At 68.6% G+C, this 19,223-nt stretch carries 21 protein-coding genes; 14 read left to right on the plus strand and 7 right to left on the minus strand.

The window, feature by feature from the left end; genetic code table 11:
• Positions 1-29 precede the first annotated feature (29 nt).
• The gene (locus FHT32_RS24370; protein WP_176667173.1) at positions 30-488 is read left to right on the plus strand and encodes an Lrp/AsnC family transcriptional regulator; all 459 of its coding nucleotides are present in this window, start codon (positions 30-32) and stop codon (positions 486-488) included.
• A gap of 42 nt (positions 489-530) precedes the next feature.
• Here FHT32_RS24370 and FHT32_RS24375 read toward each other — a convergent pair whose 3' ends face one another.
• Positions 531-1,625: a PA0069 family radical SAM protein gene (locus tag FHT32_RS24375; RefSeq protein WP_176667174.1), complete on the minus strand. Its 1,095-nt coding sequence runs from the start codon at positions 1,623-1,625 to the stop codon at positions 531-533.
• Between the two features lie 136 nt (positions 1,626-1,761).
• On the opposite strand from FHT32_RS24375, the gene FHT32_RS24380 reads away from it, so the two are divergent.
• The 6 genes from FHT32_RS24380 (at position 1,762) to FHT32_RS24405 (ending at position 5,922) form a co-directional block, all read left to right on the plus strand.
• Complete coding sequence (locus FHT32_RS24380; protein WP_176667175.1) at positions 1,762-2,358, plus strand: GbsR/MarR family transcriptional regulator; 597 nt, start codon at positions 1,762-1,764, stop codon at positions 2,356-2,358.
• Between the two features lie 61 nt (positions 2,359-2,419).
• Positions 2,420-2,839, plus strand: a complete 420-nt coding sequence (locus tag FHT32_RS24385; protein WP_176667176.1) for a thiol-disulfide oxidoreductase DCC family protein — start codon at positions 2,420-2,422, stop codon at positions 2,837-2,839.
• Positions 2,840-2,880: 41 nt separating this feature from the next.
• Positions 2,881-3,828, plus strand: coding sequence for a cyclopropane-fatty-acyl-phospholipid synthase family protein (locus tag FHT32_RS24390; protein WP_176667177.1), 948 nt, complete (start codon positions 2,881-2,883; stop codon positions 3,826-3,828).
• A gap of 48 nt (positions 3,829-3,876) precedes the next feature.
• Positions 3,877-4,941, plus strand: coding sequence for an SRPBCC domain-containing protein (locus FHT32_RS24395; RefSeq protein ID WP_176667178.1), 1,065 nt, complete (start codon positions 3,877-3,879; stop codon positions 4,939-4,941).
• Positions 4,938-5,567: a DUF4166 domain-containing protein gene (locus tag FHT32_RS24400; protein ID WP_176667179.1), complete on the plus strand. Its 630-nt coding sequence runs from the start codon at positions 4,938-4,940 to the stop codon at positions 5,565-5,567. Before FHT32_RS24395 ends, FHT32_RS24400 begins: the two co-directional genes overlap by 4 nt.
• 7 nt (positions 5,568-5,574) lie before the next feature.
• Entirely contained in the window at positions 5,575-5,922 is a 348-nt protein-coding gene (locus tag FHT32_RS24405; protein WP_176667180.1) for a DOPA 4,5-dioxygenase family protein, read from the plus strand.
• Here the strand turns inward: FHT32_RS24405 and FHT32_RS24410 are convergent.
• Positions 5,919-7,259: an aromatic ring-hydroxylating dioxygenase subunit alpha gene (locus tag FHT32_RS24410; protein WP_176667181.1), complete on the minus strand. Its 1,341-nt coding sequence runs from the start codon at positions 7,257-7,259 to the stop codon at positions 5,919-5,921. The two genes, FHT32_RS24405 and FHT32_RS24410, sit on opposite strands and share 4 nt — an antisense overlap.
• A 44-nt stretch (positions 7,260-7,303) precedes the next feature.
• A complete protein-coding gene (locus FHT32_RS24415; protein ID WP_176667182.1) occupies positions 7,304-8,290 on the minus strand; it encodes a tripartite tricarboxylate transporter substrate binding protein in 987 nt (328 codons plus the stop codon).
• Positions 8,291-8,376: 86 nt separating this feature from the next.
• On the opposite strand from FHT32_RS24415, the gene FHT32_RS24420 reads away from it, so the two are divergent.
• Complete coding sequence (locus FHT32_RS24420; protein WP_371132249.1) at positions 8,377-9,228, plus strand: helix-turn-helix domain-containing protein; 852 nt, start codon at positions 8,377-8,379, stop codon at positions 9,226-9,228.
• 10 nt (positions 9,229-9,238) lie between these two features.
• Here the strand turns inward: FHT32_RS24420 and FHT32_RS24425 are convergent, their stop codons facing one another.
• Positions 9,239-9,895 carry a glutathione S-transferase gene (locus tag FHT32_RS24425; RefSeq protein ID WP_176667183.1) on the minus strand — a complete coding sequence of 219 codons (657 nt, stop codon included), beginning with the start codon at positions 9,893-9,895 and terminating at the stop codon, positions 9,239-9,241.
• Between the two features lie 92 nt (positions 9,896-9,987).
• Between FHT32_RS24425 and FHT32_RS24430 the strand changes: the two genes are divergently transcribed.
• Complete coding sequence (locus FHT32_RS24430; protein WP_176667184.1) at positions 9,988-11,205, plus strand: polyhydroxyalkanoate depolymerase; 1,218 nt, start codon at positions 9,988-9,990, stop codon at positions 11,203-11,205.
• An 8-nt stretch (positions 11,206-11,213) separates the two neighbouring features.
• Here FHT32_RS24430 and FHT32_RS24435 read toward each other — a convergent pair whose 3' ends face one another.
• Positions 11,214-12,176, minus strand: coding sequence for a LysR family transcriptional regulator (locus FHT32_RS24435; RefSeq protein ID WP_176667185.1), 963 nt, complete (start codon positions 12,174-12,176; stop codon positions 11,214-11,216).
• An 87-nt stretch (positions 12,177-12,263) separates the two neighbouring features.
• On the opposite strand from FHT32_RS24435, the gene add reads away from it, so the two are divergent.
• The 3 genes from add to FHT32_RS24450 are packed head-to-tail and all read left to right on the plus strand — an operon-like array spanning position 12,264 to position 15,458.
• The gene (gene add, locus FHT32_RS24440; protein ID WP_176667186.1) at positions 12,264-13,373 is read left to right on the plus strand and encodes an adenosine deaminase; all 1,110 of its coding nucleotides are present in this window, start codon (positions 12,264-12,266) and stop codon (positions 13,371-13,373) included.
• Between the two features lie 8 nt (positions 13,374-13,381).
• Positions 13,382-14,362 (plus strand): tripartite tricarboxylate transporter substrate binding protein, encoded by a 981-nt coding sequence (locus tag FHT32_RS24445; protein ID WP_176667187.1) that lies wholly within the window; start codon positions 13,382-13,384, stop codon positions 14,360-14,362.
• 4 nt (positions 14,363-14,366) lie between these two features.
• Positions 14,367-15,458: a nucleoside hydrolase gene (locus FHT32_RS24450; RefSeq protein ID WP_176667188.1), complete on the plus strand. Its 1,092-nt coding sequence runs from the start codon at positions 14,367-14,369 to the stop codon at positions 15,456-15,458.
• Between the two features lie 33 nt (positions 15,459-15,491).
• On the opposite strand, the gene FHT32_RS24455 is transcribed toward FHT32_RS24450, so the two are convergent.
• Positions 15,492-15,944 carry a CBS domain-containing protein gene (locus FHT32_RS24455; RefSeq protein ID WP_093209578.1) on the minus strand — a complete coding sequence of 151 codons (453 nt, stop codon included), beginning with the start codon at positions 15,942-15,944 and terminating at the stop codon, positions 15,492-15,494.
• 164 nt (positions 15,945-16,108) lie between these two features.
• Here FHT32_RS24455 and FHT32_RS24460 point away from each other — a divergent pair, with 164 nt between their 5' ends.
• Positions 16,109-17,419, plus strand: coding sequence for an O-acetylhomoserine aminocarboxypropyltransferase (locus FHT32_RS24460; protein WP_093209576.1), 1,311 nt, complete (start codon positions 16,109-16,111; stop codon positions 17,417-17,419).
• Between the two features lies 1 nt (position 17,420).
• Positions 17,421-18,227 carry an alpha/beta fold hydrolase gene (locus FHT32_RS24465; RefSeq protein ID WP_176667189.1) on the plus strand — a complete coding sequence of 269 codons (807 nt, stop codon included), beginning with the start codon at positions 17,421-17,423 and terminating at the stop codon, positions 18,225-18,227.
• 1 nt (position 18,228) lies between these two features.
• Here the strand turns inward: FHT32_RS24465 and FHT32_RS24470 are convergent, their stop codons facing one another.
• Complete coding sequence (locus tag FHT32_RS24470) at positions 18,229-19,218, minus strand: tripartite tricarboxylate transporter substrate binding protein (protein ID WP_176667190.1); 990 nt, start codon at positions 19,216-19,218, stop codon at positions 18,229-18,231.
• Positions 19,219-19,223 lie beyond the last annotated feature (5 nt).

Consider the following 19,223-nt stretch of genomic DNA (forward strand, 5'->3'; position numbering starts at 1 on the left):
TGATGCTCTTTTCTGAATAATTAGTGAAATTGGATTCCATAGATATCCGAATTCTTGATCTCCTGCAGCGCGATGCCGAGCTGCAGGTGGCCCAGATCGCCGAGCAGGTCGGCCTCTCCGCCACGCCGTGCTGGCGGCGCATCCAGCGCCTGAAGGAAGCCGGCGTCATCACGCGCTCGGTGGCGCTGCTCGATCCGCGCAAGGTCAACGTGGCGGTGACGGTGTTCGTGTCGGTGCGCACCAGCACGCACTCGCAGGAGTGGTTCGACCGCTTCACGGCCACGGTGCATGCCATTCCGGAAGTGGTCGAGTTCTACCGGATGAGCGGCGACGTCGACTACCTGCTGCGCGTGGTAGTGCCAGACATCGCGGCCTACGACGCGGTCTACAAGCGCCTGATCGCGGGCACCAACCTGCACGACGTCAGCTCGAGCTTCGCGATGCAGGAGCTGAAGCAGACGACGGCGCTACCGTTGAGCTACGTCTAGAAGAAAAAAAGAAAGAGAGAAGGCCCGACGGCCCTCGACTCGTCAGAACAGGCTGCCCTGCCCCACGGCACCCGGCGGGCGGAACGCCGACACATCGAGCGGAATGCGCTCGCGGTTGTAGCCCAGGCGGTTCGTGGCCTTCTGGAAGCGCTGGTGGATCAGGTCGGCCCAGAGGCCCGAGCCCTTCATGCGCGTGGCGAAGTCGGCGTCGTAGTCCTTGCCGCCTCGCATGTCGTGGATGCGCGCCATGATGCGGTCGGCGCGCTGCGGGTAGTGCAGCGCGAGCCACTCCTTGAAGAGCGGCGCCACCTCCCAAGGCAGGCGCACCACCGTGTAGAAGGCGCTGCGCGCGCCGGCCTCCCATGCGGCCTCGAGCACCTGTTCCATGTCTTCGGTCACGAAGGGAATCTGCGGCGCCACGCTCACGCCGACCGGCACGCCGGCCTCCGTGAGCGTGCGGATGGTGCGCAGCCGGCGATGCGGCGCGGCGGCGCGCGGCTCCAGCTTGCGGGCGAGGTCGCCGTCGAGCGTGGTCACGGTGACGTACACGGCCGCCAGGCGGTCGGCGGCCATGGGCGCGATCAGGTCGAGGTCGCGCTCGACGGCGCTCGACTTGGTGACCAGCGCGAACGGATGACGCGCTTCCCGCAGCAGCTCGATGACCGAGCGCGTGAGCCGCAGCTCGCGCTCGATGGGCTGGTAGCAATCGGTGGCGGTACCGATGGCGATGTGGCTCGGCCGGTAGCTGCGGCGCCCGAGCTCCGTGCGCAGCACCTCGACGATGTTGCGCTTGGCGATCAGCTTGGTCTCGAAGTCGAGCCCCGGCGACAGGTTGAGATAGCTGTGCGTGGGCCGCGCGAAGCAGTAGATGCAGCCATGCTCGCAGCCGCGGTACGGGTTGATCGAGCGGTCGAAGGAGATGTCGGGCGAGTCGTTCTCGTTGAGGGCCGACTTCACGTCCTCGAAGCGCACTTCGGTGGCGAGGGGCTGCAGTTCCTCGGCCTCGGCCGCGCCTTCCTCGAGCGTGCCCCAGCCGTCGTCGAAGGCGTTGCGCTCGTCCTTGGAGAACCGGTGCGCGATGTGCGTGGCCGCGCCGCGGCCCTTGATGGCGTGGATGGGAATGAAGGCGGCTGGCATGGTCGGCGACTCCTTGGCAACTCGGTTTGCTGTTCAATTTACTGTTTATTCATACAGTATTCCACCGATTCACCGTCACTGCCGAATTTTTAATTTCTTTCTTGACAGAAATTTCGAGAATCCTAAACTCGGCGCCATGGAACTCACCGACATCCAACGCAAGTTCGTCCTGCACTGGGGCGAAATGGGGTCCCTCTGGGGCGTGAACCGCACCGTCTCGCAGATCCACGCCCTGCTCTTCGCCCACGGCAAGCCCATGAACGCCGAGGAGCTGTGCGACACGCTCGGCGTGGCCCGCTCCAACATCAGCAACAGTCTGAAGGAGCTCCAGGCCTGGAACCTGGTGCGCGTGACCCATACGCTGGGCGACCGGCGCGACTACTTCGAGACCAGCGTCGACGTGTGGGAGCTGTTCCGCACGGTGGTGCGCGAGCGCAAGGAGCGCGAGTTCGACCCCACCGTACGCGTGCTGCGCGAACTGGTCTCCAGCCCCGACTTCCAGAAGGAGCCTGCCGACGCGCAGGACCGGATCCGCTCCACGATGGAGCTCATGGAAAAGCTCGCCACCTGGGCCGACGAAATGCTGAGGCTGTCTCCCGGCACGCTCGACAAGGTGATGACGCTGGGCGCGAGCGTGCAGAAGTTCGTGCGCGGCGATTCGTCGCAGGGCGGCAAGGGCACAGGCAAGGGCGAAGACCCGGATGCACACCACGCCAGCCTCCCAATGATCTGAAGGTCTCTTTTTTTCCCCATTAGTTTCTGTTTTGACAGAAATATCGATAACAAAGAACACCATGAGCCGTATCCCCACCCCAGCCTATCCACTCACGGTCTATTTCGACGCGAGCTGCGCGATCTGCTCGGCCGAGATGGGCAGCCTCAAGGCGCGCGACACGGCGGGCCGGTTGCGGATGGTCGATTGCTCGCCGGCCACGTTCAGCGGCGGCCCGGCACCGCGCGAGGCGCTGATGGCGGCCATCCATGTGTCGGACGCCGAGGGCCGCTTGCGCGTCGGCGTGCCGGCCATCCGCATCTGCCGCACGGCGGTGGGCCTCTCCAGCGGCAGCTTCCTGCTCGACCTGCCGGTCGTCGCTCCGCTGGCCGACCGCGCCTATGCACTGCTGGCGCGCAACCGCTACCGCATTCCGCGCTGGCTGGCCACGAGGCTCGCCGGGCGCGTCGCGCCCTCATGCGACGACAACTGCCGCATCTGACCCGAAAAGAAACCGACGAACAAACCAACGAGGGAACCGCCATGCCGACCGTCTTCCAGCCCGACTTCCGCGTGCCGCACGAGACGCTCGCGCGCAGCCAGTCCGAGAACACCGTCACAACTGAAGACACGCAGGACTACTTCACCGAGGTCGCGACCGACTACAGCGCCTGGAGCCCCAGCTACAACATGCACTTCGGCTTCTGGCGCGCGGGCCTGAACCCGCTGCGGCGCGAGGGCATGCTCGTCGAGATGAACCGCATGGTCGGCCGCGCGCTGCGTCTCGGCGAGGCGCCCCAGGCCAGCGACAGGCGCCGCTGCGTGATCGACATGGGCTGCGGCGCCGGCGCCACCGCGCGCACGCTGGTCGGCGACGACGCATCGCTCTACGCCGTCACCGTGACCAACGTCGCCGTGCAGAACCGCATCGCCGCGAAGCTCGACGCCGCCGCCGGCGTGGCCGACCGCATGGCGCACATCGAAGCCGACTACACCCGCACCGGACTGCCCGCCGCGCAGGCGGACGGCGCCTGGGCCCTGGAAAGCGCCTGCTATGCCGGCGGCACCGACAAGGCCGACTTCGTCCGCGAAGCCGCACGGCTGCTGAAGCCCGGCGCGCGGCTGGCCGTGGTCGACGGCTTCCTGCTGCGGCACCGGCCCGGCCGCGTGGCGAACTGGCTGCACCGCCTGTGGGCCGACAGCTGGGCCGTGCCCACGCTGGCCGTGCGCGACGACTTCGTCGCGGCACTGCGGGCAAATGGCTTCGACAGCGTGGAAGTGAAGTCGCTGCGCTGGCGCGTCGCACCCAGCGCGCTGCACATTCCCGTGCTGGCCACGCGCTTCACACTGGCCGAGCTGTGGAAGGCACGCGGCAGGCTCAGCCCGTGGCGGCGCAAGCACATCGTGGCCAGCTACTGCGCACTGGCGCTGGGCATGTTCTGGCGCGACTTCGACTACTGCATGGTCACCGCCACGCGCCGTTGCGACTGAACAGGCAGCCCCCGAAACGACACAACGAGGAGAAGAAGAGGTTCCCGCATGCAAAAAGACTCCGAAGAAAGCAGGTTTTCCGAACTCGCCCCCATCGAGCAGCCCGCACATGAAGAAGCGCGGCCCAAGCCCGTTCGCGGCATGCCGTTCGGCTGGTTCTGGCCCATGGCGTCCGGCGCCGCGATTGCGCTCGTGCTGCGCATCGTCTTCAGCAGTGCACCCGGCAAGCCCTACTCGGCCATGCTGGGCTCCTTCGTGTACTTCGTGCCGGCGGTGTGCGGCGCGGTCACCGTCTACATGGCCGAGCGCGTCGAGCGGCGCAGTTGGGGCTACTACATCTGGGCGCCGTGGGTGGCGACCTCGCTCTTCGTCGGCGGCACGCTGCTGGTGTTCATCGAAGGGCTGATCTGCGCCATCGTCATCGTGCCGCTGTTCGCCACCATGGGCAGCGTCGGCGGGCTGGCGATGGGCATCGTGTGCCGCATCACCAACTGGCCGAAGCAGGCCGTCTACAGCTTCGCGATGCTGCCGCTGGTGCTGGGCGCCATCGAGCCCCAGCTGCCCAACCCCGACCGCTACTCCGACACCTCGCGCTCGCTCTTCATCGCCGCGCCGCCCGAGCGCGTGTGGCACGAACTCAACGCCGCGTACGACATCCGACCCTCCGAAGTCGGCGACGCCTGGGCCTACCGCATCGGCGTGCCGATGCCGGTGTCGGGCGTGACGGTCGATACGCCCGAGGGCCGCGTGCGCCAGGTGCAGTGGCAGAAGAACGTGCACTTCGAGGAAGTCATCACCGAGTGGCAGCCCGACCGCCTGCTGAAGTGGCGCTTCCGCTTCTCGCCCGACTCCTTCCCGGCCGGTGCGCTCGACGACCACGTGATGATCGGCGGCCAGTATTTCGACCTGCGCGACGCCACCTACACGCTGACGCCGCGCGATGGCGGCACCGAGCTGCGCGTGGCTGTCTCGTGGCGCATGAGCACCAGCTTCAACTGGTATGCCGACCGCGTCATGCATCTCATGCTGGCGGATGCCTCGCAGAACATCCTGCGCTTCTACAAGGCGCGCAGCGAGGCGGCCGTGACGGCGGCGGTAGCTGAAGCCCAATGACGATGCAGCCCGTCTTCCAGCAGGCGCTCGGCCCCGCCTGGGACCGGCTGGGCGGCGTCATCCGGCGCCACTATGCGATGCGGCCGTTCTCCGACGACCACGTCTGCGTGCGCGGCACCATGAGCGAGGTCTGGCATGCTCCGTGGGCCGCGCTGCTGATGCCCTTCGGGCGGCTCTTCGGCGCGCTGGTGCCGCACCAGGGCAAGGACGTGCCGATCGAAGTGCACTACCGCTGCCGCCCCGGCAACGCCACGCTCCACTGGGACCGCATCTTCAGTTTCCCGGGCAGGCCGCCCTTCCATTTCCGCTCGCACATGGAGCTTGCGGAAGGCCATGCCGGCGAGGTGATCGAGTACGTGCGCTTCGGCATCGGCATGCGCCTCGCGGTGAGCGCCGAAGAAGGCGCGCTGGTGTTCCGCGACCTGGGCTATGTCTGGCGGGTCGCGGGGCTGCGCATTCCGCTGCCGCTCGGGCTCTTCATGGGCGCGGCCTACGTGGAGGAGCGCCCCGATCCCGCCGATGCAGACCGCTTCACCATGAGGATGCTGCTGCGCCACCGCTGGTTCGGCGACGTATTCCGCTACAGCGGGCGCTTCCGCCTCGGAGCGCGAACGGGATCACAATGAGCGCACCATGCCGCGCCGCCCAGAAAACCTCTACGCCCAGTACCACGCCCACGTCTATTTCGGCCCCGACACGCTCGCGCAGGCCAAGGCCCTCTGCGAACGCGCGGGCCGCGAGCTGATGGTGGTGGTCGGCCGCGTGCACGAGCGGCTGGTGGGCCCGCATCCGCACTGGAGCTGCCAGCTTGCCTTCGACGCCGCCGAGTTCTACCAGGTCATCGGCTGGCTCGAGGCCAACCGCGACGGGCTCGACGTGTTCGTGCACGGCGTGACGGGCGACGATCTCGCCGACCACACGACGCACGCGATGTGGCTGGGCGAGGAAAGCGAGCTCGACCTGCGGATGTTCCGGCGCTAGACCTCTTCCCGGGCCTCTTTCCGGGCCTCTTCCTCGATGCCGGCGCCGTGCACCTTGAAGAAGGTGGCGCCCTCCACCTTCTGGCCGATGGCCTTCTCGTAGGCCACGCGCACCTCGTCAGGCTGCCCGGCCTGGCCGAAGAAGTCCTTCAGGTACGGCCCCAGCAGCGGATGCGCCGCCAGCTCCCTGCGCGGCAGGCCGTTGATCATCTCGTCGCGGCAGGCCGAGGGCAGGAACACGTTGCGGTTCTTCTCCGGATCGCGGATCAGCCCCTTGGGCTCGTGGGCCGGGTCGGCCTGCATCGCCTCGAGCTCCTCGAAGAAGCGGCGCCGCATCATCACGATGCCCTTGTCGCTCTGGCCCAGCTTCTCGCGCGTGCGGTCGGTGATGGCGCCCTGCCCCACCCACACCACGAAGTCCTGGTTGGCGACGTGGCTGGTGATCCAGCGGCCCGTCGCCGGGTCCTTGATGGGTCCGTACCACGACGGGATTCGCTCCTGCACGTAGGGCTCCTGCTCGCTGGGCACGCGGCTCAGCACCCAGAGCACGCTCAGCGTGTTGTGGTCGTCGATGGGCACGCGCCATTCGAAGTGATGGCCCAGGAAGAAGCCGTTGGGCCACAGCGTGACGCGGCCGGTGGTCCACATCACGTTGTCCTCGCGCTCGCCGCCGCGCAGGCGCTTGTAGACGAAGCCGTGCTCGAACTCCTCGAAGGCCAGCTTCAGGTGCGTCGGCACGTACGGCCCTTCCTCGCCCTGCAGGCGCGTGGTCCAGTTGTTGTGTGTCCACTCGAAGTGCACCGGGTCGATGGAGTTCTCCTGGCACTGGAACCAGTTGCACGGGATCTCGGCGAACACCGCCTGCGCGAAGCCGTTCGCGCAGTTGAAGAGTTCCCAGTCGGGCAAAAGAGGCGCGGGCTGCGGGCCCATGTACGTCCACAGCAGGCCGGCCTTCTCCTGCACCGGGTAGGCCTTGATCCTCGTGTTCCTGCGCATGCGCGCGCCGGGGTCCAGCGTTTCCTCGAAGGGCTGGTGCACGCATTGGCCGCTCTGGTCGTACTGCCAGCCGTGGTAGCTGCAGCGCAGGCCGCACTGCTCGACGTAGCCGTACGACATGTCGGCGTTGCGGTGCGGGCAGCGGCGGTCGACCAGGCCGTAGTTGCCGCTCAGGTCCTTGTAGAGCACCAGATCCTCGCCCAGGATGCGCAGCGGCTTCACCGCCTTGTCGTCGAACTCGCTGGCGCCCGCGATCGGGTGCCAGTAGCGGCGCAGGTAGTCGCCCATCGGCTTGCCGGGGCCCACTTCGGTCAGCAGGCGGTTCTTTTCTTCGCTCAACATGCGCAGTCTCCTTGTCGTTGCTTGTCGCTCGTGTTCTTCATCGGTCAGTCGGCGCGGATGCCGAACTCGCGCACCAGCCTGCCGAAGCGCTGGTCGTCGTCCGCGATCTGCTGCGCCAGCGCCGAGGGCGCACCGCCCACGGGTTCGATGCCGAGCGCGGCCATCCTTGCCTGCACGTCGGGCATCTTCAGGATCTCGTTGAAATGTTTGTTGAGCGCCTGCACAACATCGGGCGGCATCGCCTTCGGGCCGAGCAGGCCCATCCATGCGCTCACGTCCACGTCCTTGAAGCCCAGCTCGACGAAGGTGGGCACCTCGGGCATCAGCTTCGTGCGCTGGCGCTCCGCGACGCCCAGCGGTACCAGCTTGCCCGCGGCGATGTGGCTCGCCACCGCGCCCGGCGTGATCCAGCCCACGGCCACGTGGCCGCCCAGCACGTCGTTGACCACCGGCGCCACGCCGCGGTACGGCGCGTGCGTGGCCGCGATGCCCGCGTCCTTGTTGAAGAGTTCGCCCGCGATGTGCATCGGCGAGCCCGCGCCCGGCGTGCCGTAGCTCAGCGCCTTGCCCGCCTTCGCGCCGGCCACGAGCTGTGCGACGCTGCGGATGCCGGTCACCGGCGCGGTCACCAGCAGCAGCGGGATGTTGCCGGTCTTGACGATGGGGGTGAAGTCCTTCACCACGTCGTGCGCCACGCCGGGGCCGGCCTTCAGCACGTGCTGCGCGATGGGAAAGGTGCTGGGCGTGAACAGCAGCGTGTAGCCGTCGGCCGACGCCTTCGCGACCCAGGCGTTGCCGATCATCCCGCTCGCGCCGGGCCTGTTGTCGATCAGCACCGGCTGGCCGGTGCGCTGCGAGAGCTTCTCCGCATAGGTGCGCGCGATGGCGTCGGTGTCGCCGCCGGCCGGATAGGCCACGACGATGGTGATCGGCTTCGACGGCCAGGACTGCGCCATGGCCGCGGCGGCGGCGCATAGCGAAAGAACGGCTGCTGCAGCGGCTCGGGCCGCGTTTCGCGGGTGAAACAACATGCTCTTTTCCTTCTCGGTGGGACGACGTTGGTGTCGTCCGCACTGTAGGAACGGGGCCGCGAAGCCAGAAGATATAGTTTCACGCAGTGAACCTTTTTTCGGAGACCGGCATGTCGGACACCGCGGGCGCGCAGAGCGTGAAATCGATCGACGCATTGCGCCGCGGGCTCGACGTGATGCTGGCCATCCAGCGCTCCTCGGCCGTGACGCTGCAGGAGCTGCACCGGCAGACCGGCCTGTCGAAGGCCACGCTGCTGCGCATTCTCAAGACGCTGCAGCAGGCGGGCTGGGCCGAGCGCAGCGAGCACGACCGGCGCTACGTGCCCACCTCGGCCACGGGGCAGTCGGGCGCTGCGGCGGCATGGCGCACGCGACTGTCGGCACTGGCGGCGCCGGCGCGCGCCACGCTGCAGCGCGTGGTGCCATGGCCCATCGATCTGGGCGTGCGCGACGGCTCGGCCATGCTCATCCTCGACACCGACAGGCCGCGCAACGGGCTGGCGGTCAACTACCGGGCGCTGGGCTTCAGACCGCCGATGCTGCTGTCCTCGCTGGGGCGCTGCTATCTCTCGTTCTGCCCGGAAGACGAGCGCCGCGAGATCCTCTCCGCGCTGGCGCGCTCGCCCAACGACTTCGACCGCAGCGCGCGGCGCCCCGAGAACATCCGCCGCATGGTGGCGCATGCGCGCGACCTCGGCTACGTGGCGCGCGACCCGACCTCGACCAGCATGGATTCGCCCGACCGCTTCGGCGCGATCTCGGTGCCCCTGCGCCAGGGCCAGCGGGTGGTGGGCTGCCTCAGCTGCGCCTGGCTGCCGGCAGTGAAGAGCGAGCGCGAGATCGTGTCGGCCCACCTGGGGGACCTGCAGCAGGCCGCGCAGAGCATCGAGCGCAAGCTGACGCAGGCAGGCTTCGGACCGCCCCCTGCAAGTTCATGAAGCGCGCGGCTCAGAACTCCGCGTCGAGCTCGTCGATCTCGTCGGGCTCCTGCTTCGCGGCCGCCACCCATTCCTTCATGGCGGGCAGTTCCATCACGCGCTTGCAGTAGGCCGCGCACACCGCGTCCAGCGCCACGTCGTAGCTCAGGAAGCGCGTGACCACCGGCGCGTACATCGCGTCCGCCATGCCCGGCTGCTTGCCGAACAGGAAGGGGCCGCCATAGGCCTTCAGGCACTCGCGCCAGATGGCGACGATGCGGTCGATGTCCGCCTGCGCGCGCGACCACACCTTGAAGTTCTTGAAATGGGCCTTGATGTTCATCGGCAGCGCGCCGCGCATCGAGGCAAAGCCGGAATGCATCTCGCCGCAGATGGCGCGGCAATGGGCGCGGGCGGCGATGTCCTCGGGCAGCAGGCCGGCCTTGGGCTTGATCTCGTTGAGGTATTCGCCGATGGCCAGCGTGTCCCACACCTTCACGCTGCCGTGCTGCAGCGAGGGCACCAGCATCGACGACGACAGCAGCAGCATCTCGGCCTTCATGGCCGGATCGTCGGGCGGGATCACCTTCTCGCTGAAGTCCAGCCCCGCCAGCCTGCACATCAGCCAGCCGCGCAGCGCCCAGGCGCCGTAGTTCTTGCTGCTGATGGTGAGTACGGGTTTGGCCATCTCGGAACTCTCCTTGGGCGTTGCGCCTTTGCCCGTGCCGCGTGCAAGCCCCATGCCATGCGGCTGGCCCGCAACTTGCCTGCGCGAGATTCATGCTGTACCGGGCCTACCAGAACCAAGCCGACCTGCTCTCCCCGGCGCGGCTTGCGGCGCAGTACCTCGCCAAGGCCCTGTGGCAGGAAGGCACCGAGCGCACCATCTTGCGGCGCATGGCCGCCCAGTTCGAGGTGTTCTCGCGCATGCGCCTGACCCACACCCGGCCCGACTACGGCATCCACAGCGTGGTGTCCGACGGCGTCGAGGTGGCCGTGCACGAGGAGAAAACCCTCGTCTCGCCCTTCGGCACCCTGCTGCACTTCCGCAAGAACACCGATGCGGTGCATCCGCCCGTGCTGCTGGCCGCACCGTTGTCGGGCCATTTCGCCACGCTGCTGCGCGAAACGGTGCGCACCCTGCTGCGCGACCACGACGTCTACCTGACCGACTGGCACAACGCGCGCGACGTGCCGCTGTGGCACGGCGGCTTCGGCCTGGACGACTACACGCTGCAGCTCATCAGCTTCCTGGAGGCCGTGGGCCCGGGCGTGCACATGGTGGCCGTGTGCCAGCCCTGCGTGGCCGCGCTGGCCGCCACCGCACTGATGGCCGAGGACGGCAACCCCGCCACGCCGCGCAGCCTGACGCTGATGGCGGGCCCGGTCGATTGCCGCATCAACCCCACGGCGGTGAACAAGCTCGCGACCGACCGCCCCATCGACTGGTTCCGGCGCAACCTCATCAGCCACGTGCCATGGCCGCACGCCGGCATGATGCGGCGCGTGTACCCCGGCTTCCTGCAGCTGTCGGCCTTCATGAGCATGAACCCGGAGCGGCACAAGAAGCAGTTCGAGGACATGTACACCCACCTGGTCGAAGGCGACGTCGAGAAGGCCCGCACCATCGGCACCTTCTACGACGAGTACCTGGCGGTGAACGACCTGCCGGCCGAGTTCTACCTGGAGACGGTCGAGCGCGTGTTCCAGACCTACGACCTGCCGCTGGGCAAGCTCACCGTGGGCGGGCGCACCGTGAACCCGGCCGCCATCCGCCGCACCGCGCTGCTCACCGTGGAAGGCGAGCGCGACGACATCTGCGCCGTGGGCCAGACGGTCGCGGCGCAAGACCTCTGCACCGGCATCCGGCCCTACCTGAAGGCGCATCACCTGCAGGCCGGCGTGGGGCACTACGGCGTGTTCAGCGGCAGCAAGTGGAACGCGCAGATCTATCCGCGCGTGCGCGAGACGATCCACGCTGCCGCGGAACTGGGCTAGAGCCAGGTCTAAGACGACCGCCGCCCCCGCGCCCCCTTGCCACTCACGCGCCGCACCGTCGCCTCGCCGGCCTGCGGCAGGCGCTCGCGCAGGAACGCGATGAGCTCCTGCGCCACCACGTTGCGCATCGGGCCCGGCAGGTAGGCCAGCACCACGCGGCGCTCGACGCGCGGCTTCAGCAGCGGCACCACGGCCAGTTCGGGGTCGCGCAGCGACGAGGTGTAAAGGCGCGGCATCAGACCCAGCGCCTGCCCGCCGCGCACCAGCGCATAGAGCGTTTCTGAATAGCTCACGCGATAGGGCTGCGGCCCCTGCGCGAACTGCGCGCGCGCCGGATTGCCCAGCGCCGGCATGCTGCCGCTCTCGAAGAGCACCAGCCGCTCCTTGCCGATGGCTTCCCAGCTCGCGTCGCCGGCCGCCGCCAGCGGGTGGTCGCGCCGCACCACCAGCACCAACGGGTCACGGAAGAGGTCGATGCAGGTGAGGCCGCCCGGCGGCTCGGTGATGGCGGCCACCGCCATGTCGATCTGGCCGCTGCGCAATTCGGCCAGCAGGGTGTTCGACGGGGCATCGCGCCAGGACAGCTCCACCTCGCGATGGCCGTCCTGAAGGAACTCGCTCGCCGCAGCCGCCACCCGCGCGCTGGCCGAGGGGATCACGCCGATGCGCACATAGGCCCGGCCGCGCTGCACCGTGCTCTCGATGTCGCGCAGCGCCACCTCGAAGGTGTTGACCAGGAAGTCGGTACGCGCGAGCACCTCGGCGCCGACGGGCGTGAGCTCCAGCCGGTGGGTGGAGCGGGTGAGCAGCTCGGCGCCGAGCAGCTTTTCCATCTGCTTGATGGCGTTGCTCAGGGCCGGCTGCGTGATGGCCAGCCGCCGCGCGGCCCTGCCGAACTGGCCTTCTTCCACCAGCACCGAGAAGAACTGCAGCTGGCGCAGCGTGAGCGCGCGCAGGGGCAAGGCGGCCATGGCGAATCCCTGGTTATTGATTCAGTGAATCAAATTATAGAAATTCAAAATTTTCCTTATAGGCACGCCATTACTAGACTGCCCGCCATGATCAGCCCCACGTCCGCGCCCGTTGCCTCCGCAGCGCCCCTCACGCTGGAGGCGATGCTGCATGCGATGCCCAAGGCCGAGCTGCACTGCCACCTGTTCGGCACCGTGCGCCACGAGACGTTCAAGCAGCTCAACCGCCGCGCCGGCTCTCCGCTGGCCGACGACGAGATCGAAGGCTTCTACACGCGCGGCGAGAAGCCCGTCGGCGTGCTGCGGGTGCTGCGCGCGCTCGACGCCCAGCTGGTGCGCAGCCCTGGCGACCTGTACCAGCTCGCGCTCGAATACCTGCAGGACGCGGCTTCGCACAACGTGCGCCACGCGGAGTTCTTCTGGAACCCGACCGGCACGGTGCATGAGTCGGGCATCGCCTACCCGCTCGCGCAGGGTGCCATCGTGAGAGCGATACAGGACGCGAAGCAGGAGTTCGGCATCTCCGGCCGCCTCATCGCCGCCATCGACCGCGAGGCCAGCCCCGAGGCGGCCGTGGAGATGGTCGAGTGGGTGAAGGCCCACCGCTGTGACGAAGTGATCGGCATCGGCATCGACTACCGCGAGGTCGACCGCCCGCCCGAGATGTTCGCCCGGGCCTATGCCGATGCGAGGAAGGCCGGCCTGAAGACCACCGCACACGCGGGCGAGTTCGGCATGCCGTGGACCAACGTGCGCACGGCGCTCGACGAACTGCAGGTCGACCGCATCGACCACGGCTACACGGTGGTCGACCAGCCCGACTACGCGCGCCAGTGCGCCGAGCGCGGCGTGATCTTCACCGTGGTGCCCACCAATTCCTACTACCTGCGCACCCTGCCGCCCGAGCGCTGGGCAATCGACCACCCCATCCGCCGCATGCCCGGCCTGGGCCTGCGCATCCACCCCAACACCGACGACCCGACGCTGCACAAGGTCACGCCCACGCAGGCCTGGCTGATGATGGTGCGCGACTTCGGCTTCGGCCTGGACGACCTGCGCGGCTTCATGCTCAACGGCCTCGACGGCGCATGGATCGACGACGCCCAGCGCCGCGAATGGCGCACGCAATGGAGCGCCGAGTTCGACGCCCTGCGCGCCCGGCTCGACAGCGAGCCCTCCCCCGCCAACCACGAATGAACCACGCCATGAACACGCCCCGCCGCCTGCTGCTAGCCACTGGGCTCTGCGCCGCCCTGCCCACCATGGCCCTCGCGCAGCAGGCCTGGCCCTCGGCCAAGCCCATCACGCTGATCGTGCCCTTCACCGCCGGCGGCAGCGTGGACGTGAACGCCCGCCTGGTGGCCCAGCGCCTGGGCGAACGGCTCAAGCAGTCGGTGGTGGTCGAGAACGTGGCCGGCGCGGGCGGCGCGATCGGCGTGGCCAAGGCCGTGAACGCGGCGCCCGACGGCTACACGCTGGTGGCGGGCCCCGACAGCGCCATCGCCATCGGCAAGCTGGTGAACCCCTCGGCCTTCCGCTTCGATCCGCTGAAGGACCTGGCGCCGGTGGGCATGCTCAACACGGCGCCGATGGTGCTGGTGGCACGGCCCGGCCTCGAGGCCCAGACCTTCTCCGACTTCGTGAAGCTGGCCAAGGCCAAGCCCGGCAAATACAACTACGCGACCTCGGGCGTGGGGACCGTGCTGCAGCTGGCGATGGAGCTGCTGAAGGAGCGCAGCGGCATCTTCGTCACGCACGTGCCCTACCGCGGCGGCGCGCAGATCGCCACCGACGTGATCGGCGAGCAGGTCGACCTGGCGATGCTGGTGAGCACCAGCGCGATTCCGCACGTGAACGGCAAGCGGCTGAAGGCGCTGGGCATCACCGGCAGCAAGCGGCTGGCCGCGCTGCCCAACGTGCCCACCTTCGACGAGATGCCCGGCCTCAAGGGCTTCGACATGGTGAGCTGGACCGGCATCTTCGCGCCCGCCAAGACGCCGCCGGCCGTGGTCGCGCAGATCAACCAGGAGCTCAATGCGGTGCTGCAGGAAGAAAGCGTGCGCAGCAAGCTCGTGGAACAGGGCGCGCTGCCGGGCAGCGGCACGCCGGAGTCGTTCGCGAAGTTCGTGCAGGCCGAGTACGCGCGCAACCAGAAGATCGTGCAGACCGCCAACATCAAGGAGTGAGCGCATGACCAGGCCTTTGCTGTCCCGCCGCGCCCTGCTGCTGGGCGCATCCGCCGCCGGCCTCGCGGGCATGGCATGGGCCCAGAGCCCGAGCCCCGCCGAACTGGCGCAGGCGCTCGCAGGCACCCCGGCCACCCGGCTGCCTCCGACAACGGGCAGGCGCCAGGTCATCATCGACACCGACCCCGGCCAGGACGACGCCATCGCCCTGCTGATGGCCATGGCCGCCACCGACCGGCTCGACATCAAGGCGCTGACGGTGAGCGTAGGCAACCTGCCGCTGGCGGTGACCGAGAAGAACGCGCGCATCGTGCGCGACTGGGCCAACCGGCCCGAGATCCCGGTCTACGCCGGCTATCCGCGCCCGCTGGTGCGCGAACCCATCTTCGCCGACGACGTGCATGGCAAGACCGGCATGGAGGGCCCGACGCTGCACGAGCCGCGCGGCCCGCTGATGCCCACCCACGCGGTGCAGTACATCATCGAGACGCTGCGCGCCGCGCCGCCGAAGAGCATCACGCTCGTGGGCCTGGGGCCGCTCACCAACTTCGCGGCCGCGCTCAACTCGGCGCCCGACATCAAGCCGGCCATTGCCGAGATCGTGGTGATGGACGGCTCCTGGGGCGTGGGCGGCAACATCACGCCGGCCGCCACCTTCAACGTGTATGCCGACCCCGAGGCCGCGTCGATCGTGTTCCGCAGCGGCGTGCCGGTCACGGCCATGTCGCACGACGCAGCGCGCCGCGTGCTGCTGACGCCCGAGCGCATCGCGCCCTTCCGCACCATGGGCAACAACGCCGGCAAGGTGGTGGCGGATATCTTCGATTCGATGATGGCCTATGGCTTGCGCCGCCGGGGCGTGGCCGTCGGCCCGATCTACGACCCGTGCGTGATCGCCTACCTGCTCAAGCCCGAGCTCTTCAAGGGCGCGAAGGTGAGCGTGGATGTGGAGACGAAGGGGGAATTCACGACCGGCGCGACGGTGGTCGATTTTCGCGGCTACAACCGCCGCACGCCCAATACGCTGTGGATCAGCGAGGCCGATGCCGAGGGTTTCTACGCGCTGCTGCAGGCGCAGATCGCGCGGCTGCCCTGAGCAGGGCCCGCCGCGCTGGGGGAGGCCGGCAGCTCAGCCGGCCTTTTCGTCTTCTTCGGGCCAGTCGCGGATGTAGGCCTTGAGCATCTTGTTCTCGAAGTTCTGGCTGTCCACCACGGCCTTGGCCACGTCGTAGAAGCTGATCACGCCCATCAGCATGCGCTTGTCCATCACGGGCATGTAGCGCGCGTGGCGCTCCAGCATGATGCGGCGGATCTCGTCGAGGTCGGTTTCCAGCGTGCAGGTGACGGGGGCGTCGTCCATGGCCTTGCGGACCTGCGTGGTGCCGACCTGGCCGCCGTTGGCGACGATGGTGACGATCACTTCGCGGAAGGTGAGCATGCCGACCAGGTCGCCGTGCTCCATGACCACCAGCGAGCCGATGTCCTTTTCCGCCATCGTCTTGGCGGCTTCTGCCAGCAGGTCGTCTGGCGTGATGGTGAAGAGCGTATTGCCCTTGACGCGAAGGATGTCGCTGACTTTCATCGTGTGCTCCTCTCGAACTCGATCCCGGCTATCTGGGCGGGGGTTACGTTTTTGAATATAGCCCACAATCGACGCCGACCTGAGCGCCCCTGTCGCGCACGCATGAATTGCAGACGTAACGGGGCTTTGCCAGGAGACAACAGCTCAGACCCAGAAAGGCCCTCATGCCCGGATATTCCGACCCCGGTTTCGACACCCTCGCGCTGCACGCCGGCGCCGCACCAGACCCCGCCACCGGCGCGCGGGCGGTGCCGATCCACCTGACCACCTCCTTCGTCTTCGAATCCAGCGACCACGCCGCCGCCCTTTTCAACCTGGAGCGCGCCGGCCACGTGTATTCACGCATCAGCAACCCGACCAACGCGGTGCTGGAGCAGCGCGTGTCGGCGCTCGAAGGCGGCATCGGCGCCATCGCCACCGCCAGCGGGCAGGCGGCGCTGCACCTGTCGGTGGCCACGCTGATGGGCGCGGGCTCGCACATCGTGGCCAGCACGGCCCTGTACGGCGGCTCGCAGAACCTGCTGCACTACACGATGCGCCGCTTCGGCATCGAGACCACCTTCGTCAAGCCCGGCGACCTCGACGGCTGGCGCGCCGCGGTACGCCCCGAGACCAAGCTCTTCTTCGGCGAGACGGTGGGCAACCCCGGACTCGACGTGCTCGACATCCCGGCCGTGGCCGACATCGCCCACGAGGCCGGCGTGCCGCTGCTGGTCGATTCCACGCTGACCTCGCCCTACCTCATCAAGCCCTTCGACTGGGGCGCCGACCTGGTCTACCACTCGGCCACCAAGTTCCTCTCGGGCCATGGCACCGTCATCGGCGGCGTGGTGGTCGACGGCGGCAGCTTCGACTGGGAAAAGTCGGGCAAGTTCGCCGAGCTGACCCAGGCCTACGACGGCTTCCACAACATGGTCTTCAGCGAGGAAAGCACGGTCGGCGCCTTCCTGCTGCGCGCCCGCCGCGAGGGCCTGCGCGACTTCGGCGCCTCGATGAGCCCGCACACGGCCTGGCTGATATTGCAGGGCATCGAGACGCTGCCGCTGCGCATGGAACGCCACATCGACAGCACGCAGAAGGTGGTCGAGTTCCTCGCGAGCCATCCCTTCGTGTCGCGCGTGGGACATCCGCTGATCGAATCGCATCCGAGCCACGCGCTCGCGCAGAAGCTGCTGCGCCATGGCGCGCGCGGCGCCGGAGCCGTGTTCAGCTTCGACATCAAGGGCAGCCGCGCGCAGGGCAAGGCCTTCATCGAGACGCTGAAGATCTTCAGCCACCTGGCCAACGTGGGCGACTGCCGCAGCCTGGTGATCCACCCCGCGAGCACCACGCACTTCCGCATGACCGACGAGGCGCTGGCGGGCGCGGGCATTTCTCAGGGCACGATCCGCCTCTCGATCGGCCTGGAAGACCCGGCCGACCTGATCGACGACCTGAAGCGCGCCCTGAAGGCCGCGGAAAAGGCGGGTGCCTGAGATGAACTACACCGTCAACGGCCACACCACCTACTGCTACACCGGCGGCAAGCCCTTCGATGCGGCCAAGCCCACGGTCGTCTTCATCCACGGCGTGCTCAACGACCACAGCGTGTGGATCCTGCAGAGCCGCTGGTTCGCCAACCACGGCTGGAACGTGCTCGCGGTGGACCTGCCCGGCCACTGCAAGAGCGAAGGCCCGCCGCCGGCCAGCGTGGAAGAGGCGGCGCAGTTCGTGATCGCGCTGCTCGACGCGGCCGGCGTGCAGAAGGCCGCGCTGGTCGGCCACAGCTTCGGCTCGCTGATCGCGCTGGAGGCGGCCTCGCGTGCGCCGGAGCGCATCACGCAGCTCGCGATGGTCGGCACGGCCTACCCGATGGTGGTTTCGCCCGCGCTGCTCGAAAGCTCGGTGAGCGACCCGCAGCGCGCCATTGCCATGGTCAACACCTTCTCGCATTCGCTGCTGGCGCCGCCGCCCTCCTCGCTCGGCCCGGGCACCTGGCTCTACGGCAGCTCGCGCGCGCTGATGCGCCGCGTGCTCGCGAGCAACCGCGAGGCGAACGTGTTCCACATCGGCTTCAAGGCCTGCAACGACTACGCGAACGGCGAGGCGGCCATGGAGAAGGTGCAGTGCCCGGTGCTTTTCCTGCTCGGCGATGCCGACCAGATGACGCCGCCGCGCGCGACCAGGGCGCTGGTCGGCAAGGCCCGCAACGCGAAGGTGGTGACGGTGCATGCGGGCCATTCGCTGATGAGCGAGGCGCCCGACGCGGTGCTGTTCGCGCTGCGCGACTTCGTGTCGACCTGACCTACTCCGCCGCGATGCCCGCCCGGTGGGCGAGCGCGCGGTAGCGCGAGATCTCGCCTTCCATCTGCGTGCGGAAGGCCGCCGCGCCGATGGCCACCGGCTCCATGCCCTGCGCGCGCAGCTGGGCCTGCAGCGCCGAGTGGCCCATGGTCGCGACGACCGTGCGGGCGAGCTTGTCGATCACCGGTGCCGGCGTGCGCGCAGGGGCGGCAAAGCCGTACCAGGCGTCGAAGGTGGCTTCGGGCAGGCCCTGCTCGGCCAGCGTGCGCACTTCCGGCAGCATGCTGGAGCGCGTCGCGCCCGCGATGCCCAGCGCGCGCAGCTTGCCCGCGCGCACGTGCGGCGCCACGGCTGCCACGGTGTCGATGGCGATCTCGACCTCGCCGCTGATCACCGCCAGCGCGCTCTGGCTGCTGCCCTTGTACGGAATGTCCTGCAGCTGGATGCCCGCGGCCAAAGCGAACAACTCGCCCGACAGGTGCGGCCCCGAGCCCGAGCCGAAGGTGGCGTAGCGGATGCTCTTCGGTTTCGCCTTGGCCGCCGCGACGAGTTCGGGCAGCGACTGCCAGGGCTGGCCCTTGCCCACCACCAGCACCAGAGGCGTGCGCGCCACGATGGCGATGGGCGCGAGGTCGCGCACCGTGTCGTAGGGCAGCTTGGCGCGCAGGGCCGGGTTCACGCTGAAGCTGGTCGAGCCCGACAGCAGCAGCGTGTAGCCGTCGGGCGCGGCCTTGGCGACCGCGTCGGTGCCGATGATGGTGGAGGCGCCCGGCTTGTTGTCGATCACGACGGGCTGGCCGAGCTGCTCCGACAGCGTCTGCCCCATCGCCCGCGCGACCAGGTCGGTACCGCCGCCCGGAGGGAACGGCACGACCAGCCTGATCGGACGCTCGGGCCAGGCCCCCTGCGCGAAGACGGGCGAATGGGCGCCCAGGACGGCGGCGGCGGAAAGCAGCAGGCCGAAGCGGCGGCGGGAGATGGCGTTGTCCATGGTGC

Origin of the sequence: Variovorax sp. SG517 (genome assembly GCF_013376045.1) — a bacterium.
Lineage (GTDB): Bacteria > Pseudomonadota > Gammaproteobacteria > Burkholderiales > Burkholderiaceae_C > Variovorax.